Source organism: Nocardia sputorum (assembly GCF_027924405.1).
In the GTDB taxonomy this organism is placed as follows: domain Bacteria; phylum Actinomycetota; class Actinomycetes; order Mycobacteriales; family Mycobacteriaceae; genus Nocardia; species Nocardia sputorum.
In genome coordinates this window covers 7,205,196-7,222,323 of record NZ_AP026978.1, presented here as the reverse complement: position 1 = coordinate 7,222,323, position 17,128 = coordinate 7,205,196, and the positions used below count along the sequence as shown (strand labels likewise).

The following is a 17,128-nucleotide window of genomic DNA, read 5'->3' as shown; positions in this document are numbered from 1 at the left end:
CGGCCCGATCGTGTTCCGGGTGCTACAACGGCAGCAGGTGATGCTTGCGCGGACTGCGGGGAAGATCCTTGTCCCGCAACAACTGCAGCGCGCGACGGATCTCCAGCCGGGTCGCCGCCGGCTCGATGACCGCGTCGACGTAGCCACGCTCGGCGGCCACCCACGGCGTCGCCACGGTGGCGTTGTAGAAGTCGATCATCTGCTGGCGAATCGCCGCGCGCTGGTCCTCGGGCGCGGCGTCGATCTGCTTGGCTCCGATCAAGCTGACCGCGCTCTCGGCGCCCATGACGGCGATGCGCGCGGTGGGCCAGGCCAGGTTCACGTCGGCACCCAGCTGCTTGGAGCCCATCACGGCGTAACCGCCGCCGTAGGACTTGCGGATCACCACCGTGACCTTCGGCACCGACGCCTCCACGTAGGAGAACAGGAACCGTCCACCGCGCTTGATGACGCCGATCTTCTCCTGCTCCACACCGGGCAGGAAGCCGGGCGTGTCGACGACGAACACCAGCGGGATCTCGAACGCGTCGCACAGGCGCACGAAATGCGCTGCCTTGTCCGAGGCGCGGGCGTCCAACGCGCCCGCGTACACCATCGGCTGGTTGGCGACCACGCCGACGCTGCGCCCGTCCACCCGGGCGAACCCGGTGATGACGTTGCGGCCCGCCGACGCGCCGAACTCGTGGAAAGCGCCGTCGTCGAAGATGCGCACCAGGATCTCGTGCATGTCGTACCCGGAGTTGTCGGCGTCCGGGACGATCGAATTCAGCTCCAGGTCGCTGTCGGTGATCTCCGGCTCCAGACCCGGGTTCACGATCGGCGCCTGCTCCTGGCAGCTGGTCGGCAGGTAGCTCAGGTATTCGCGCACCCACTCGAACGCGGCCGTCTCGTCCTTGGCCACGTGGTGGATGTTGCCGTATTCCGCCTGGCTGCGCGCCCCGCCGAGTTCCTCGAGGCTCACGTCCTCGCCGGTGACCTCGCGGATCACCTTCGGACCGGTGACGAACATGTACGCCTCTTCGGTCGCCACCACCACATCGGTGTTGATCGGCGCGTAGACGGCGCCTCCGGCGCACTTGCCGAGGATCATCGAGATCTGCGGCACCAGGCCGGACAGCGGCTCCTGGCGCCGGCCCAGCTCGGCGTACCAGGCCAGCGAGGTCACCGCCTCCTGCACGCGCGCGCCGCCGGAGTCGTTGATGCCGACCACCGGGCAGCCGACCTTGGCCGCGTACTCCAGGATCCCGGCCACCTTGCGGCCGAACATCTCGCCGACCGAACCGCCGTAGACCGTCTGGTCGTGCGAGAACACCGCCACGGGCCTGCCTTCGACCAGGCCGTGCCCGGTGACGACGCCGTCGCCGTAGAGCGCGGCGGAATCGCCCGGCTTGCGGACCAGCGCACCGATCTCCACGAAGGTTCCCGGATCCAGCAGCATGTTGATCCGGTCGCGGGCGCTGGGAATGCCTTTCTTCGCCCGCTTGGCCACCCCCGCTTCACCCGCCGGCTCCTGCGCCAGTTCCAGGCGCTTACGCAGGTCGGCGAGTTTTTCGGCAGTCGTGCTCACTTGGCCCCTTTCGCCTCGATCGCGGCGAGCTTCGCGGCCAGGTCGGCTCCGATCTTCCCGATCCGCGGTTCGTCGATGATCTGCAGGTGGTCGCCGGCGATGTGGACGACCTCCAGATTCGGAATGTATTCGTCCCAGCCGCCGTTCGGCACCCGATCGGCGAAACGTGGCTCGAGCTCGATCATCCCGTCGTGATAGCGATCGGCGAGGTAGAGCACGACGTTGCCGTCGTAGTGCGAGGGGCGGGTCCGGGCGAGGTGCCGGCTGTCGATCCACGAGGTGCGCTGGTGTTCGAGCACACCACCGGGAATCTTGGTGCCGCTGATCTTGATCAGGTCACTGATCATCTTGAACTGCTCTTCGTCGGAGGCCGCGGCGAGCGTCTCCAGCTGTTCGCGATCCAGTTCCCCGTCGACGCCATAGGTCTTCTTGGCGAACGCCTGATAACGCTCGATCCGGCGCACCCGCTCCTCGGGGCTGTTGTCCTCGCCCTGCGTCGGGATGGCCAGGTCGATCAGGCCGACCGTGCGCACGTCCGCGCCCTCGGCGCGCAGCAGCTGCGCGGTCTGCATGGCCAGCACCGCGCCCAGCGACCAGCCGTACAGCACGAACGGACCGTCGCCCTGGATCTTGCGCAGCTCGGGCAGGTACTGGCGAGCCCGCTCCTCGATCGAGCCGTCGACCCGTTCGAAGCCGTACATCGGCGTCTCGGCGGGCAGCCGCTTCAACAGTGGCTCGTACACCAGCGTGTTGCCACCCGACGGATGGAACACGAACACCGGCACGGCGTTCGAGCCCTCGGCCCGGGGCCGCAGCGGACGGACGAAACCGTCCACGTCCGCGCCGCTGTCCTGCAGGGTGCGGACGATGTCGGCGAGCTGCTCGATGGTCTCGCAGTCGAGCACGTCGTCCACGGTGACCTCGGCCTTGACCCGCTCGGTCAGGCGCGCGGCCAGCTTCTCCGCGGTGTCCTCGTCGAGGATCGGCAGCGTGTTGAAGATGCCTCCGGCCGACTTACCGGTGACCACTGCCCAGGTGGCGAAGGTCAGGCGCTCGGCGGCGTCACGCGGCGGGACGTCGTCCTCGTCGGCGGACGGCTGCGCGCCGCCGAAGACGGCCGCGGGCGTGGCCGGTGCCGGTGCGGTGTGGGCGACCGCTTGCGCGACGGGAGCCGTATCGGGCTGGGCGGCAGTGGTTTCCGGCGCGGCGTCCGGCGTTGTGGGCGCAACGCCCGCGACAGCGGCGACCGGATCGCCTCCCGTGGCGAGGGCCTGGCGAGCGGTGGCGATGAAATCGGCGTCGACGGCCAGCTCCCCCGTGCCGCCCGCCGCCTTGTCGGCGGCCTGCTGATCGGCCATCGCCTGCACCTCGTCGCGGTGCTCGATCGCGTACCGCAGCACCTTGCCGACCTCGTGCAGGCTGGCGTCCCGCACGGCCTGCACCTGCAGCTGCGGGATGTCGAACTCGTATTCGACCCGGTTCTTGATGCGCATCGCCATCAGCGAGTCCAAGCCGAGTTCCATCAGCGGGATCTCCATCGGAAGATCCTCGACCGCGTAACCCATGGATTCCGCGACGATCAGCGCGAGCCGCTCCTCGACGGTCTGCGTGCCGTTGGGATCCCACCGGTCACCGAAGGTCTCCACGACCTCGAGGTCGGCGTCGCTCTGCGGCTGCGCGGCCGCCGCCGGGACCGGCTCGGCCACAACGGGTTCGGGCAGCGGGGCGCCGGAGGTCACCACCGCGTCGAACACCAGGCGGAAGACATTGCCTTCCTTGGCATGGACCTGCACCGAAGCGCCGCCGGGATGCGGGGTGAGCGTGGTGGTGAGCGTGCCCGCCGCCGGGATCGGCGCGTGCGGGATCGCCGCGCCCAGCGACACGTCGCTGAGCACCTGCGCCGCCGCGGCGCGCACCAGTCCGGCGAGATCGGTCACCGAGGACGCCTGCACCTCCCAGACGTGCCTGCCGTCCGGCAGCGCGACGTGCGCCCCGGGAACCCGGCCGTTGCCGCCCGCGGACAGCCGCACCTTCGGCCAGTACTCCTTGCGCACGAACGTGGTGCGCGGAACGTCGGCGTAGTCGCCCGGGCCGAGCAGCGAGAACAGATCGACCTTGTGCCCGTGCACGTAGAGCTGGGCGAGCGCGGCGATCACGCCCGCGGACTCGTCCTCCTTGCGCTTGAGCGTGGGGATGAGCTGCGCGTCGTGCACGCCCGCGGCGAAGGTGGTGCCCAGCACCTGCATCAACGCGACGGAATTCGGCGCCAGCTCCAGGAATGTGGTGTGGCCCGCGTCCACCGCGAGCTTCACCGCGTTGGTGAAGTACACGCTGTGGCGCATGTTCTTGACCCAGTAGTCCTCGTCGTGGATCGGGTCGCTGCCCGCGCGGAAGAACTCTTCCTTGTGCACCGTCGAGTACAGGCCGGTCTTCAGCTTGGTGGGCTCGATACCGGCCAGTTCCGCGGCCAGCTCGCCGAGCAGCGGATCCATCTGCGAGGTGTGGCCCGCGCCGCGGGTTTGCAGCACGCGAGCGAACTTGCCCGCCGCCTCCACCTGCGCGACGATCGCCGCCACCTGATCCTGCGGACCGCCGATCACCGTGTTCGTCGGCGCCGCGTACACCGCGACCTCCACGTCCGGGTAGTCCGGCAGCAGGTTCGCGACATCCTCGGCGCTGTACTCGATGAGCGCCATGTTGCGCACGTCGTCGTCGCTGATCATCTGCTCGCCCTCGCCCATCAGGCGAGAACGGGCGCAGATCACGCGCACCGCGTCCTCGAGCGAGAGACCACCGGCGATGTACGCGCCCGCGACCTCACCCATCGAGTGCCCCACCACCGCATCGGGTTCCGCACCGTGCGCGCGCAGCAGCGCGGCCAGGCCGATCTGGATGGTGAAGATGCCGACCTGCGAGGTGCCGACGTTGTAGTCCTGGCTGTCGTCCAGGAACAGCTCGCGCACCGAGTATCCGGCCTCGTCCTGCACCAGCTCGTCGACCTCGTCGACGGCGTTGGCGAAGATCGAGTTCTCCAGGTAGAGCTGCTTGCCCATCTTGCGGTGCTGCGCGCCGAAACCGGCGAGCACCCACATCGGGCCCATGGCCGCGGGTGCGTCCGCGGTGAAGACGCCCGGACCGGGCTTGCCCGCCGCGATGGCGCGCAGCCCGGCGATCGCCTCCTCGTGCGTCTTGGCCAGCACCACACCGCGCGAACGCCAATGGCTGCGCTTGGCCAGTGACCGCGCCACATCGGCGAGCGGCGTCCGCGCGCCCGCCTCGGACTCCAGCCAGTCGGCCAGTTCGGCGGCGGCCCGGCGGCGCCGGGAGGGCAGGTAACCCGACACGGGCAGGATCTGGGGCAGCGGCTCGGTGCGCTCGGCGGTCCATTCGACGGCGGGCGCGGCGGCTTCGGCCGCCACCTCGGCCGCGGCGGCGAGGGCATCGGAGGCCGCGGCGGCATCGGCGGTCTCGTCCAGCGCGTCCTCGTCGAACTGGGTCTCCAGCTCGGAGAACGGGGCCTGGTTCTCGGCCGCGTCGGCGGCAGGCGTGTACTCCTGCACGACGACGTGCGCGTTCGTGCCGCCGAAACCGAAGCCGGAGATGCCGATGGTGGCCTTACCGCTGTAGCGGGGGAACTCCGTGGGCTCGTCGACGATCTTCAGGTGCGCCTGGTCCCACGGGATGTACGGGTTCGGCCCGGCGTAGTTGATGTTCGGCGGAATGACGTTGTGCTGCAACGACATGATCACCTTCGCCAGGCTCGCCGCACCCGCGCCGGACTCCAGATGACCGAAGTTGGTCTTGGCCGAACCGAGCAGCGCCGGCTTGTCGGCTTCGCGGCCCCGGCCGACCACCCGGCCGAGCGCGTCCGCCTCGATGGGGTCGCCGATCAGGGTGCCGGTGCCGTGCGCCTCGATGTAGTCGACGGTGGAAGGCGCGATGCCCGCGTCCCGGTAGGCGCGGCGCAGCACCTCGGCCTGCGCGTCGGGGTTCGGGGCGAGCAGGCCGTTGGACCGTCCGTCGTTGTTGACCGCCGTCCCCTTGATCACGGCGTAGATCGTGTCGCCGTCGCGCTCGGCGTCCGCGAGGCGCTTGAGCACCACCAGACCGCCGCCCTCGGAACGGACCATGCCGTCGGCGTCGCTGGAGAACGCCTTGATGTGCCCGTCCTTCGCGACGCCGCCGTTGGCGTCGAAACCGAGCGTGGCCATCGGCGCGAGCAGCATGTTCACGCCACCGGCCAGCGCCAGATCCGCGTCACCGTTGCGCAGCGCCTGCACCGCCTCGTGCACCGCCACCAGCGTCGAGGAGCACGCGGTGTCGACGGACACCGAGGGACCGCGGAAGTCGAAGAAGTAGGAGACCCGGTTCGGGATGATGGAGCTGACGCTGCCCATGATCGCGTAGGCCTCGGCCGACACCGGCACGTTCGGGTCGCGCTCGCTGCCCAGCCCGAGCGCCGCGAGCAGCATGAAATCGTTGCCCGACGAGCCGATGAACACGCCGACCGGCTCGCCCTTGAGTTCGCTGGCCGGAATCCTGGCGTGTTCCAACGCCTCCCAGGTCAGCTCCATCATCAGGCGCTGCTGCGGATCGACCCGCTCGACCTCGACCGGCGACATGGCGAAGAACTCGGCGTCGAAGCCCTTGACGACGTCCTGATCGAGGTAGCCGCCCTTGGTGTTGGCGTTCTCGATCGCCTCGGCCAGCTGCGGCTCCTCCAGGAACTCCGACCATCGTCCTTCGGGCCGTTCCCGGATGCCGTCACCGCGGCCGATGAGGAACTCCCACGTCGACTCCGGGGTGTCGCCCGCGCCGGGCAGCCGGGTCGACAGACCCACGATCGCGATGTCGTGCGCCTCGCCCGGGCGGTAGCCCGCGGTGTAGAACGCGTCGTCGGAGGATTCCTCCGGCAGGTCCGGCTCGCCGTTGATGATCCGCTCGGCCAGCGAGGCGATGGTCGGATGCTGGTACACGATCGTCGCGTTCAGCATCACGCCGGTCAGTTCCTCGATGTCCCCGCCGAGGGCGATGGCGTCACGCGAGGCGAGCCCGAACTCCTCCATCGGCCGGTCCACGGTGATCTGCTCGATCGGTTGCCCGGTCGCCTCGGAGACCCAGCGCCGCAGCCACTCGCGCAGCTCCGCCACCGACATGTCGGTCTGCGCGCCGCCCTTCGCGGACTCGGCCGGGGCCGCCGCGTCGGCGACGGGCTCCACGGGCGGGGTGTCGGTCGTCTGGGTGGGCGTGCCCTCGTTGTCAGCCATCAATTCCTCAAGCTACCTGTCTGCGTACCGGGCGTACCGTGAAATGACGCCCGGCGCGTGGGAAGGTCGGCGCCGAGCGTCGATGGTCGGTCCGAGGCCGCCCCTGAGCAATTACTCTTCCGGTGCATCGGGGAAAGCCTGCTGGGTGTAACCACCCCGCAGCGTTCCCTCCAGATAGGCCGCCCGGCAGGCGCGGCGGGCGATCTTGCCGCTGGAGGTGCGCGGGATCGACCCGGCGGGCACCAGCAGCACGTCTCGAACGGTCACGCCGTGGCGCTGCGAGATCGCCGCGCGCACCGCGTCGGCGATGGGCAGCGGATCGGCCTTGCCCGCACCCGGACCCCGCTCACCCACGATGACCAGCTGCTCGGACGCGTCGTCGGCGTCGAACTGCAAGCCGGAATGGCTGCCCTGCTCGAACACCTCGGCCGGGAGCTGGTTGGCGGGCACCGAGAACGCCGCCACGAAGCCGGGCCGCAGCGCGGTGCTGGCTTCCTGCGCGGAGAACTCCAGGTCCTGCGGGTAGTGGTTGCGGCCGTCCACGATCACCAGGTCCTTGACCCGGCCGGTGATGTACAGCTCGCCCTCGAAGTAGACGCCGTAGTCGCCGGTGCGCATCCAGTTCGCGTCCGGCGCGGTGCCCTCGGCGTGGCTGCCCTCGGGGAGGCGCTCGGTGACCTTGTTCTGGAACGTCGCCGCGGTCTCGTCGGGACGACCCCAGTAGCCGATGCCCATGTTGTTGCCGTGCAGCCAGATCTCGCCGACGTGCCCGTCGGGCACCTCGCGGCCACCGCCGGATTCCACGGACTCCGGATCGATGATCGTCGCCCACTGCGACAGCGCGACGTAACCGCAGGACACCTGGGCGATCGCGTCCTCGTGGCTCTGGTCGACCTTCACCATCCGTCCCGCGTTGAGCTCCTTGCGGTCGACGTAGGTGACCTTCGCCTCGTCCTCGGCCTTGGTGGCGGAGACGAACAGCGTCGCCTCGGCCATGCCGTAGCACGGCTTGATGGCGGTCTTGGGCAGGCCGTAGGGCGCGAACGCCTCGTTGAACTTCTTCATCGACGAGGTGGTCACCGGCTCGCTGCCGTTGATCAGGCCGATGACGTTAGACAGGTCCAGCGACTCGCCGTTCTTCGGCAAACCGCGCGCGGCGGCGTGCTCGAACGCGAAGTTCGGTGCCGCGGCGAAGGTTCCGGCGCCGTCGGAGACCGCGGCCAGCTCCTTGATCCAGCGGTACGGACGGCGCACGAACGCGCTCGGCGACATGATGGTGATGTACTTGCCGCCCACCGCGGGCAGGATCACCGTCAGCAGCCCCATGTCGTGGAACAGCGGCAGCCAGGTGACGCCGCGCGAGTTCCAGTCCAGGTTGATCGCGTCGACCATCTGCAGCAGGTTGGTGCCCACCGCGCGGTGCGTGATCTCCACACCGGCGGGCACCCGGGTGGAGCCCGAGGTGTACTGCAGGTAGGCGATGTCGTCGATCGCGATGTCCGGGCGCACCCAGCTCTCGCCGACGCTGTCGGGAATCGCGTCCACGGCGATGATGCGCGGACGCTGGGCGGCGGGCAGCGAGCGGAAGAACTGCCGGACCCCGGCCGCGGAGGAGCTCGCGGTCAGGATGGCCGAGGGCTCACAGTCGCCGAGCACCGCGTGCAGGCGATCGGTGTGGCCGGGCTCGTCCGGGTCGAACAGCGGCACCGAGATGGTGCCCGCGTAGATCGCGGCGAAGAAGGAGATCACGTAGTCCAAGCCCTGCGGCGCGAGGATCGCGACCCGGTCGCCCGGGTTGGTCACCTGCTGCAGTCGAGCGGCCACCGCGCGCAGCCGAATACCGAACTCACGCCACGTCAGCTCCTGTGCCTCGCCGTCGCGCTCGCGCGAGTAGTCGATGTAGCGATACGCCAGGGTGTTCGCGTCGTTCCGGGTGTGCTTCTCGACGTGATCAACCAGGGTGTGATCCTCGGGAATGCGGATGTTCCCGGTTTCGTCCAGGTAGTCGTCGAAAGTCTCTTCCATTCCTTCTTCTCCTCCGAGGCACACGCAGCAAGACGGCGAGATCGCCGCTTTTACCTGTGAGGCCCCGACTCGCTTTCGCCCGCGGGTGCTCCAAGTGCAGAGCCAGCCTGCAGATTTTGTGCGGTCTGCGCGGTGACCGCTTATCGGCTAGATGTACTCAAACCAGAGTCATGTTACAGAGAAGACCGGCTCACTCGTCCCGCAGCAGGGGAATAACGGGGGCGAACGCGTCCATCTGGGTGGGGAACACGCCGACATAGGACATCGAGGTGAGTTCCCGCACACGGCGGATCTGCTCGGCGATCTCCTCGAATGTCCCGATCGCCACGTAGGGCGAGTTCAGGATGTCCTCGACGGACAGCTGAACGTCGACCTCCAGGTTCGGGTGCAGTCCCCGGTCCAACGCCGACAACGCCATCTCCGCGGTCTTCTCGCGATCGTCGGTGATCACGACGGCCGTGATGGCCCAGTTCAACTCGATGTCGGCGAACCGGTCTCCGGCGGCCTCCTTGATCAGATTCACCTTTTCCACGGCCTTCTCGATGGTGATGCCGGAGAGGAGGCCCTTGCCGTTCTTGGTGGTCACCGGAACGACAGAGATGATGTCGGCGTGCTTGGCGGCCAGGCGCAGCATCTTCGGACCGCCACCGCCGGTACAGATCGGCGGGCGCGGGCCCTGCCGCGGCCGCGGGGTGCCTTTGATGCCGCGGACCTGGTAGTGCTTGCCTTCGAAGGTGCACTCCTGGCCGCGCAGCAGCACGTCGAGAATGGTCAGCGCTTCGTCCAGCTTCTCCAGCCGGACACCGGGCGACTCGTAGGCGATGCCCGCGTTGTCGAACTCCTCCTTGATCCAGCCCGCGCCGAGACCGACCTCGAGCCTGCCCTTGGACAGCACGTCGATGGTCGCCAGGTCCTTGGCCAGGACGACGGGGTGGCGGAAACCGTTCGCCAGCACCGAGGTGCCGAGCCGGATCCGCTCGGTGGCCTGGGTCAGCGCGCCGAGCGCGGCGATCGGCCCGATCTGCTCGCCGAGGTGATCGGGCACCACGAAGGTGTCGAAGCCGTACTCTTCGGCCTGCTGAGCGGTCTGCACGAACTTGCGCGCGCCGCCCTCCTGCTTGTTTCCCTCGCCGGCCGCCGCGAAGCGGAACGGGCGCAACGGAGTGCCCAGCGCGGACAACGCAGCATCCGCGTCACGGCTCGCCGTGGTGGCCGGTGCGGCGGCTTCTGTCATGAACTCATGCTCCTGGCTGTAAGGGGAGTACGGGCGCGACGCCCGCCCTCGGGCTGCGCTGCGGTGGTGTCCGGCGTCGCGATCACCAGCGCACTTTACAGCGTGGTACCCACCTCGAGTTGCGCTTGTCACGCCAAGGGGGTGCGGGGTATCTCACGGACTGTGAATTTTCACGAATGGGCCGGATGCGGCGCTGCCTCGATCAGGCCCGCCGCCCAGTTGGCCGTCCACTGCGTGGCGGTGGTGCCGTCGCCGTCCACGACGAAACTGTTGTAAAGGGTGTGCACGGGGTTCCCCGCCGCCCGGACCAGCGTGTTCACACTGCCCACGATGTTCCAGGGACTCAAGGCCTCCCGTGGTGCGTCGCAGATCAGATCGCCGGGCGCGCACATGGTGTAGGTGCGGTCGGCCAGTGCGCCGAACCCCCCTTGACGGGGACCGGTCATCGTGATGCCGGGCACGTTCAACCCCTTCAGCGCGACTTCGGCACCCACACCGGGCGGCGGTGTGCCGATCTGGATCGCCTGCCCCGGGCCGTTCTCGCCGGTACGGCGTCCGTCGGCGATCAACGTCACGCCCAGCACCAGATCGGCGGGCACGGGACCCTTGCCCGCGCCGATCTGCGCCGCGACGTCCCCCACGATCACCGCGCCCTGGGAGAACCCGGCCAGCACGTAGGTGGTCAGCGGGCACTCCTGGTGCCGTGCTGCCATGGTCTCGACCATCCGCGCCGTGCCCTCGGACCGGCTGTTGTTGTAGGACTGCTGGCCGTCCGGCGGGATCGCGATCGGATTGGAGAACTGCGCAACGTAGGGAACGGTGTACACGTCCACGCGCTCGCTCGGGAACCGCTGGGCGATCGGCCCGGAGACGTTCAGCATCAGCGACACCGGGTTCGCGGTGGGATTGTGCGGGTCGTCGAAACTGTTCGACTCCCACGTACCGGGCACGGAGATCATCTGTACGTCCGGGCAACTGGCCGGCTGGGAAGTCGGCCGCTCCGGCGGTTTCGGTCCCGGCCCGGGCGGACGCAGACGCCCCGCGAGCAGGTACCACAACAGCAGGACCACCAGGACGATCAGCAGGACCACGCCGATCACGACCAGACATCCCGCCGGCTTGGACCGGCGGGAGGTCGAACGAACGCGCGAACTCACTGGCAGTACGTGGCGCGAGCGGTGGAGATGTAGATCTGCCCGGCCTTCTCCACCGGCATCTTCGCCGGATCGAAGGACGGATCGGAACCCGCCATCGCGTTGACGAACGTCATCAGATCCTGATCGGACGCACCCGCGGCGGTGCCCTGGCAGACATACGCGCCGATGCTCAGCGCGATGTCCGGGCTGGACGGGGTGACGCCCTGCTTGGCCAGCTCGTCCAGGAACTTCTTGTCCTTGTCGGTGAGCTTCGAGGTGTCCGCGGGCGGGACGGCTTCGGTCGGCACCGGCTGCGGACGCTCTGGCGCCACCGTCGTCGTGGGCTGCTCCGGCGCGGGAGCGGGCTGACCGGTGTCGGCGGGCGTCGATGCGGCCGGCGACGTCGTCGTCGCCGTCGTGGTGCGGTTGGGCGTCGTCGGCGTGCTCGTCGCGGTCGAATCATTGTCGCCGCACGCGGCGAGCAGGCCGGTCGCGGCTATCGCCACAACCACGCCGAATACCTTTCCACGGGTCCGATGCATGAATTCTTGTCCTCGATCTGTCGCTGAGCGGGGTCGGGTCGCCCCCCAGGCTAGCTGGGTCTAATTTGCCGCGCCCGCGGCCGGTGCCGTCAAGAGTTCGGCGATCCGACTCTTCGTCACAAGCTGTGCACCTCCGGTTTGCCGTCGCGGAGGGTGATGAAGCCGCCCTGGAAGTTCTGCTGGACGCCGTCGGAGATGGGGAACTCGTCGCCGGTGGGGTAGCCGAGTTTGCCGTTCTCATAGCCGGTCTCGCGCCAGGCGTCCAGTATCGGGCCGTTGCGCACGGCCCAGGCGCCCGAGACCGGGCTCCAATAGATGTTGCCGCCTTCGAATCGGCTGTACCGGCCCAGGTCCTTCAGCGGCTGCTCCTCCGCGACGGGGAAGCCGAGCGGACTGTTCTCGAAGCCCAACTGGGCGTACTTGCCCAGGATCAGTCCCTGGACGCGGTGCACGCCGGTGGACTGGCTGTAGTAGAACGGACCGTTCTCGAAGCCTTGCACGGCGCCGTCGCGGCTCGGCGTCTTGACCTCCGGTCCGATCGGGTAACCGGCGGGGCCGCGTTCGAACCCCTGCTTACCCCACTCGTCCAGGATCGCGCCGCGCACCACGTGCACGCCGGTCTGCGGCGTCCAATACAGCGAGCCGTTCTGGAAGGACTGGAACCTGCCGCGGCCGTCCTCCAGCGCCCGCTCCTCCCCCGTCGGCAGCCCCAGCGGACCGGTGGGACCGGCCGCGGCTTGATAGCCCGCGCCGAAGAAGCCGACCGGGTACGCCCCGCTGTCCGGCGCGTAGAACACCCGGCCGCCCTTGAAATCCTGCGCGGTTCCTCCGGCCACCGCGTATTCCCCGGTCAGGCATTCGCCGAGCCAGCTCGCGGCGGCCGCCACCGGACCGATCGCGCCGCCCGGCTGGCAGGCGGGCTTGCCCTGGTCGACGCCCAGCGCCGAGGCGGCCTGATTCCAGGACTGACGCATCTCGAAATCCCAGTACGGCCAGGAATGGGTGCCGGACGGGCGATAGTTCACCTGCGCCGGAATGGCCAGCTTGGCCAGCTTGGTCACGAAGTTCTGCGAGGTGAGCCGGGACAGGATCTCCAGCCCCATGCCCGCGACGTTCGTGCTCACTCCGGGTATGCCGAGAGCTTGGTCGTAGGGCCCGATCGCGCCGCTGCCGCTGGAGATGTAGAGGCTGACGCCTCGCAGCTTGTCGGCCAGCATGTAAGGGTCGTGCGCCTCCCACTCCGGGCCGGTCTGCGGGCCCCACATGGCGGCGGCGTCGTAACCGCCCGCGTCGCGCATGGCGAACTCGATGGCTTGCGGCATGCCCAGCGTCGTCGTGGTCAGGAAGCCGGAGTACGAGGCGGCATGCCGCACGAAGCCGGGGTTGCGGGCGGCGAGGAGCATCGCGGCCGTGCCGCCCATCGAGAGCCCTTCCATGCCGCGCACCGGCGTCGCCCGCCAATGGCTCTCCAGCAGCGGCGGCAGCTCCTTGGTGAGAAAGGTCTCCCACTTGTAGGTGCGGCCGTTGTCCGGCTCGAGCCAATCGGTGTAGAAGCTGGACTGCCCGCCGACCGGCAGCACGACGGTGACGTTCTTGTCGGCGAAGAAATCGACCGCGCCCGCTTCCTTCGTCCAGCCGTTCTCGTCGTCGGTCGCGCGCAGGCCGTCGAGCAGGAAGAGAACGGGGAACCGGGCTTCCGGGCGGGCGTTCCAGTCCCGGGCCAGCAGCAACTGGACCTGGATCGGCACGCCCATGGACGGCGAGGTCACCCAGAGGGCGACGCGGCGGTCGCTGAGCCACTGCACCTTCTCCAGCGCGGGCGCGGCCGCGGCCATCGCGGGCTCCGCGCCCGCGGGCGCCTCGACGGACGTACTCGCGGCTAGGGGGATCACCAGTGCGGTGGCGAGCAGCATGAGCCGCTCGCGTGCCGAACGAGCGACGAGACGCCCGCGTATGCCACAGCTACCGCGCGTAATCCCTGTCACAAAAGCTTTGTACTCCCGTTATAGCGACGTTTACGGGAGACACGCGCTGTCCAGCAAACTATGTTCGCCGGCACGCGGTCGCGCCTGGCCCCGAACGCAATTCAGGCCGCACCGAAGCGGTGCGGCCTGAATGCGAAGGGGGAATCAGATCACCAGGCGCCGGTGGCGTCCAGGATCATGTTGCGCGAGGCGAACAGCTGGCCCTCCCAGTACTTCCAGGAGTGGGTACCGGCAGCCGGGAAGTCGAACCGAGCCGGGATACCCAGCGAGTTCAAGCGGGCCTGGAACGCGCGGGTGTTCACCAGCGAGAGGGCCTCCAGCGCCATCGCGTTGCCGGTGTTGAACACGCCGACCGCCGAGTTCGGCTGGTCGAACTGACCCGGCAGACCGCTGGCGGCCGAGATGTACATCGGCAGGCCGCGCAGCTGCGGCGCGAACACGAACGGGTCCATCCGCAGCCACTGCGGGCTCCACGGCGCGGCCATGGAGTCCACGTTGTAGCGGCCGGCGTCCAGCATCGCGATGCGGATCGCCTCGCGCATGCCCGGCGCGGAGATGTTCAGGTAGCCCGAGTAGGAGGCGGCGAACTTGAACTGGTCGCGGTGGTAGGCCGCGAGAGCCAGCGCCGCGCTACCGCCCATGGACAGGCCGACGACCGCGTTGTTGGTGCGCGAGACGCCGTAGCCCTCCAGGAAGGCCGGCAGCTCCTTGGTGAGGAACGTCTCCCACTTGTAGGTGGTCTTCTGGCCGTTCAGGTTCGACGGTGCGTACCAGTCGGTGTAGAAGCTGGACTGGCCGCCGACCGGCATCACCAGGGTGATGTTGTCGTTCCCGAACTGCTGCAGCGCGTTGGTCTCGAACGACCAGGCGTTGCGGTCGTCGCGGGCGCGCAGACCGTCGAGCAGGTACAGCGCCGCGTTGCCACCGCGCGCGGCCCACTGCACCTGCACCTTGATCGGGCCCATGCTGGAGGGGACCATCAGGTCCTCGAAGCCACCCGCGGGCGCTCGCAACACCGGCGCGTGCGCCGACGGCGCCGCGGTGGCGAGCGTCGGGGTCGCCAGACCTGCGGCGATCGGAAGCGCCGTAACGGCGGCACCGACAGCCAGAATTCGACTACGCCAACCGCGAGCCGCGCCTCGCCGTCCCGACTGTGTTCTCTTCGGCGCGGCCGCCCTGCCGAAACGCATGAATCCTGCTCTCTTTCTGCTGTTGTGGTGCCACTCGCCGCCCTAGGGGCGAAGCGGCACCCGTGTTGCCAACGAGACGCGCGTCACGGACATGGTCCCGACAATCCGACACCCATGACGGCGCTACAACGATCTGGTCACACTTGCGCTCGCTGGACGATATTCGACGGCCCTCGCTTTAGCAAGATCCGTGGTCTTTCCACTGGCGAAATCCGTCCGTTCGCGCAAGGTAATGATGCGGTGACCTTATCGCGTTCTCCCGGTGATGTCGTGTTGGAACGCAAGATATTTGCTCTCCTGGCGAGAACTGTCACCGCTCCGAGATCTTCGCAATCCCGGCATCCGCCACGCCCCGGATGTCGACCCTGGGACCAGCCCCTGTGGTCGAAGCGACTCCCGCTACCCCAGTGACCGCACCGTGATCACATCCGATATCTGCCGTGATAGCCACCGAGAATACGCCTGGCAAATGCCTTCGAGCACCATCTACCGCTCTGTAGCGATCATTCAGCAAACATCGCGCGGTTCGCACGGCACGGTCCCCGAAGTCGCCCCACGTGCCCCCTAAGGCACGCGCCCACTCCCCCTAGCTCGTTGCCTCAACCCCCTACCCTGCTCAAAGGCCCACCCCGAACCCCCACTAACTACACAAAACCCGAACAAATGCCCCCGACCAAGTGCACACCACAAAGCGCAAGACCCCCGCACTGCCCCCGGGGCGGGAGTCTTACGAGTGACGTTCGCGGCCCGGCTGGTGTCAGAGCGGACGAAGCGTATGCGCCACAGGCGCGAGTCTCGTCCGCCCTGACACGAGCCGTGAAGGGGCCGCGAACTCCCAGCGCCGCAGGCGCTGGAAAACAATCACAGCCGCAAATCAACTCAGCCGATGTTCGCCGACATATCGGGGATCATTCGCATGGCCTCGTCCGCCCAGTTGTTCCAGGCGTGAATGCCGAACGGCGGAAACGAGTAGACGGCGTTACCGCCGCCCAGGGTCGCCATCCGGACCTGGAACGCGCGGGTGTTCGCCAGCGCCAGAGTCTCCAGACCCATGCCGTTGAGGGTGTTGAAGCTCGGCGGGTCGGAGGCCGAGGGCAGGCCGCTGGCCGCTGCGATCCACAGCCGGGTGCCGTTGCGGATCAGGTTGGGCGCGAAGACGAAGGGGTCCATCCGCAGCCACTGCGGGCTCCAGGGTGGCGCCATCGAGTCGACGTTGTAGCCGCCCGCGTCCAGCATGGCGGCGCGGATCGCCTCGCGCATGCCCGGCGCCGAGTTGTTCAGATACCCGGAGAACGAGCCCGCGAAGCTGAACTGATCCGGGTGGTAGGCCGCCATGGTGAGCGCCGCGCTGCCGCCCATGGACAGACCGAAGGCGCCGTTGCGGTAGGGATTGAACCCCAGCCGGTCGCGCAGCGCCCAGCGCAGGTTGTTGGTCAGGAAAGTCTCCCACTGGTACCGGTAGCTCTTGCCCGGACCGCCCGCGAAACCGTCGAGCCCGCCGGAGCCGGTACTGGAGCCCGAGCCGGCCGGGACTCCGAAGAACTCGCTCGGCGCGATCCAGTCGGCGTAGAAGCTCGACATGCCGCCGACCGGCATCACCACGTTGATGTTCTGGCTCGCCAGGACTTGCGGGATGTTCGTCTCGATCTCCCAGCCGTTCAGCGTCTCCGGCGCCCGCATGCCGTCCAGCACGTAGACGACCCGATTGGTGTTGCCGTCCGCGGCGCGCAGAATCCGGGTCTTGATCGGGCCCATCCCGGAATCGACCCAGAAATCGAAGGCCGCGGGGTCGAACGCCGCCGATGCCGTGGCGCCGGAGCCGCCGATGGCCGTGCCGAGCGGCAACAGCATCGCGACGGCGACGCCGAGGACAGACCGTCGCAACCACGAACCGGATGTTCGAGACCTTCCGGGCCCGCGCTTCCCGCGCGCACTACGCATCACAGTGGACCTTTCCCTCGGGCGGCCGATTCGGCAAACTCCTAGCGATCTCTACCGATCCACACCGAGTGGCGAGTCCGCAGCGTCTATCGAGAACCGGGACGAATCGAACTCGGTGCATGGTGAACAGGTATCAATCGACAACGAATGCCTTCATGTTGCTGGATGGTGATCCAGACCACAACTACCGAAGCCGTTTTCTCTTCTTATTCGTTGCCTAAGTACCCACGGACGCCCGCGT

The 17,128-nt window shown here is 68.4% G+C and carries 9 protein-coding genes; all 9 read right to left on the bottom strand.

Annotated elements, in window-relative coordinates; all coding sequences use genetic code 11:
* Positions 1-22: 22 nt before the first annotated feature.
* The gene (locus tag QMG86_RS32530; RefSeq protein ID WP_281876714.1) at positions 23-1,567 is read right to left on the bottom strand and encodes an acyl-CoA carboxylase subunit beta; all 1,545 of its coding nucleotides are present in this window, start codon (positions 1,565-1,567) and stop codon (positions 23-25) included.
* Positions 1,564-6,723 carry a polyketide synthase Pks13 gene (gene pks13, locus QMG86_RS32525; RefSeq protein ID WP_434086222.1) on the bottom strand — a complete coding sequence of 1,720 codons (5,160 nt, stop codon included), beginning with the start codon at positions 6,721-6,723 and terminating at the stop codon, positions 1,564-1,566. Before pks13 ends, QMG86_RS32530 begins: the two co-directional genes overlap by 4 nt.
* A 222-nt stretch (positions 6,724-6,945) precedes the next feature.
* Positions 6,946-8,859 (bottom strand): long-chain-fatty-acid--AMP ligase FadD32, encoded by a 1,914-nt coding sequence (gene fadD32, locus QMG86_RS32520; RefSeq protein ID WP_195085007.1) that lies wholly within the window; start codon positions 8,857-8,859, stop codon positions 6,946-6,948.
* 190 nt (positions 8,860-9,049) lie between these two features.
* Positions 9,050-10,093 carry an LLM class F420-dependent oxidoreductase gene (locus tag QMG86_RS32515; RefSeq protein WP_159844753.1) on the bottom strand — a complete coding sequence of 348 codons (1,044 nt, stop codon included), beginning with the start codon at positions 10,091-10,093 and terminating at the stop codon, positions 9,050-9,052.
* 170 nt (positions 10,094-10,263) lie between these two features.
* Complete coding sequence (locus QMG86_RS32510; RefSeq protein WP_434085636.1) at positions 10,264-11,256, bottom strand: cutinase family protein; 993 nt, start codon at positions 11,254-11,256, stop codon at positions 10,264-10,266.
* A complete protein-coding gene (locus QMG86_RS32505; RefSeq protein ID WP_281876708.1) occupies positions 11,247-11,741 on the bottom strand; it encodes a DUF732 domain-containing protein in 495 nt (164 codons plus the stop codon). Before QMG86_RS32505 ends, QMG86_RS32510 begins: the two co-directional genes overlap by 10 nt.
* A gap of 146 nt (positions 11,742-11,887) precedes the next feature.
* Positions 11,888-13,684: an alpha/beta hydrolase-fold protein gene (locus QMG86_RS32500; protein ID WP_281876707.1), complete on the bottom strand. Its 1,797-nt coding sequence runs from the start codon at positions 13,682-13,684 to the stop codon at positions 11,888-11,890.
* Between the two features lie 221 nt (positions 13,685-13,905).
* Positions 13,906-14,946 (bottom strand): alpha/beta hydrolase, encoded by a 1,041-nt coding sequence (locus QMG86_RS32495; protein WP_281876706.1) that lies wholly within the window; start codon positions 14,944-14,946, stop codon positions 13,906-13,908.
* Between the two features lie 879 nt (positions 14,947-15,825).
* On the bottom strand, positions 15,826-16,887 hold the full coding sequence (locus tag QMG86_RS32490) for an alpha/beta hydrolase (RefSeq protein ID WP_281876705.1): 1,062 nt from the start codon (positions 16,885-16,887) through the stop codon (positions 15,826-15,828).
* Positions 16,888-17,128: the final 241 nt, after the last annotated feature.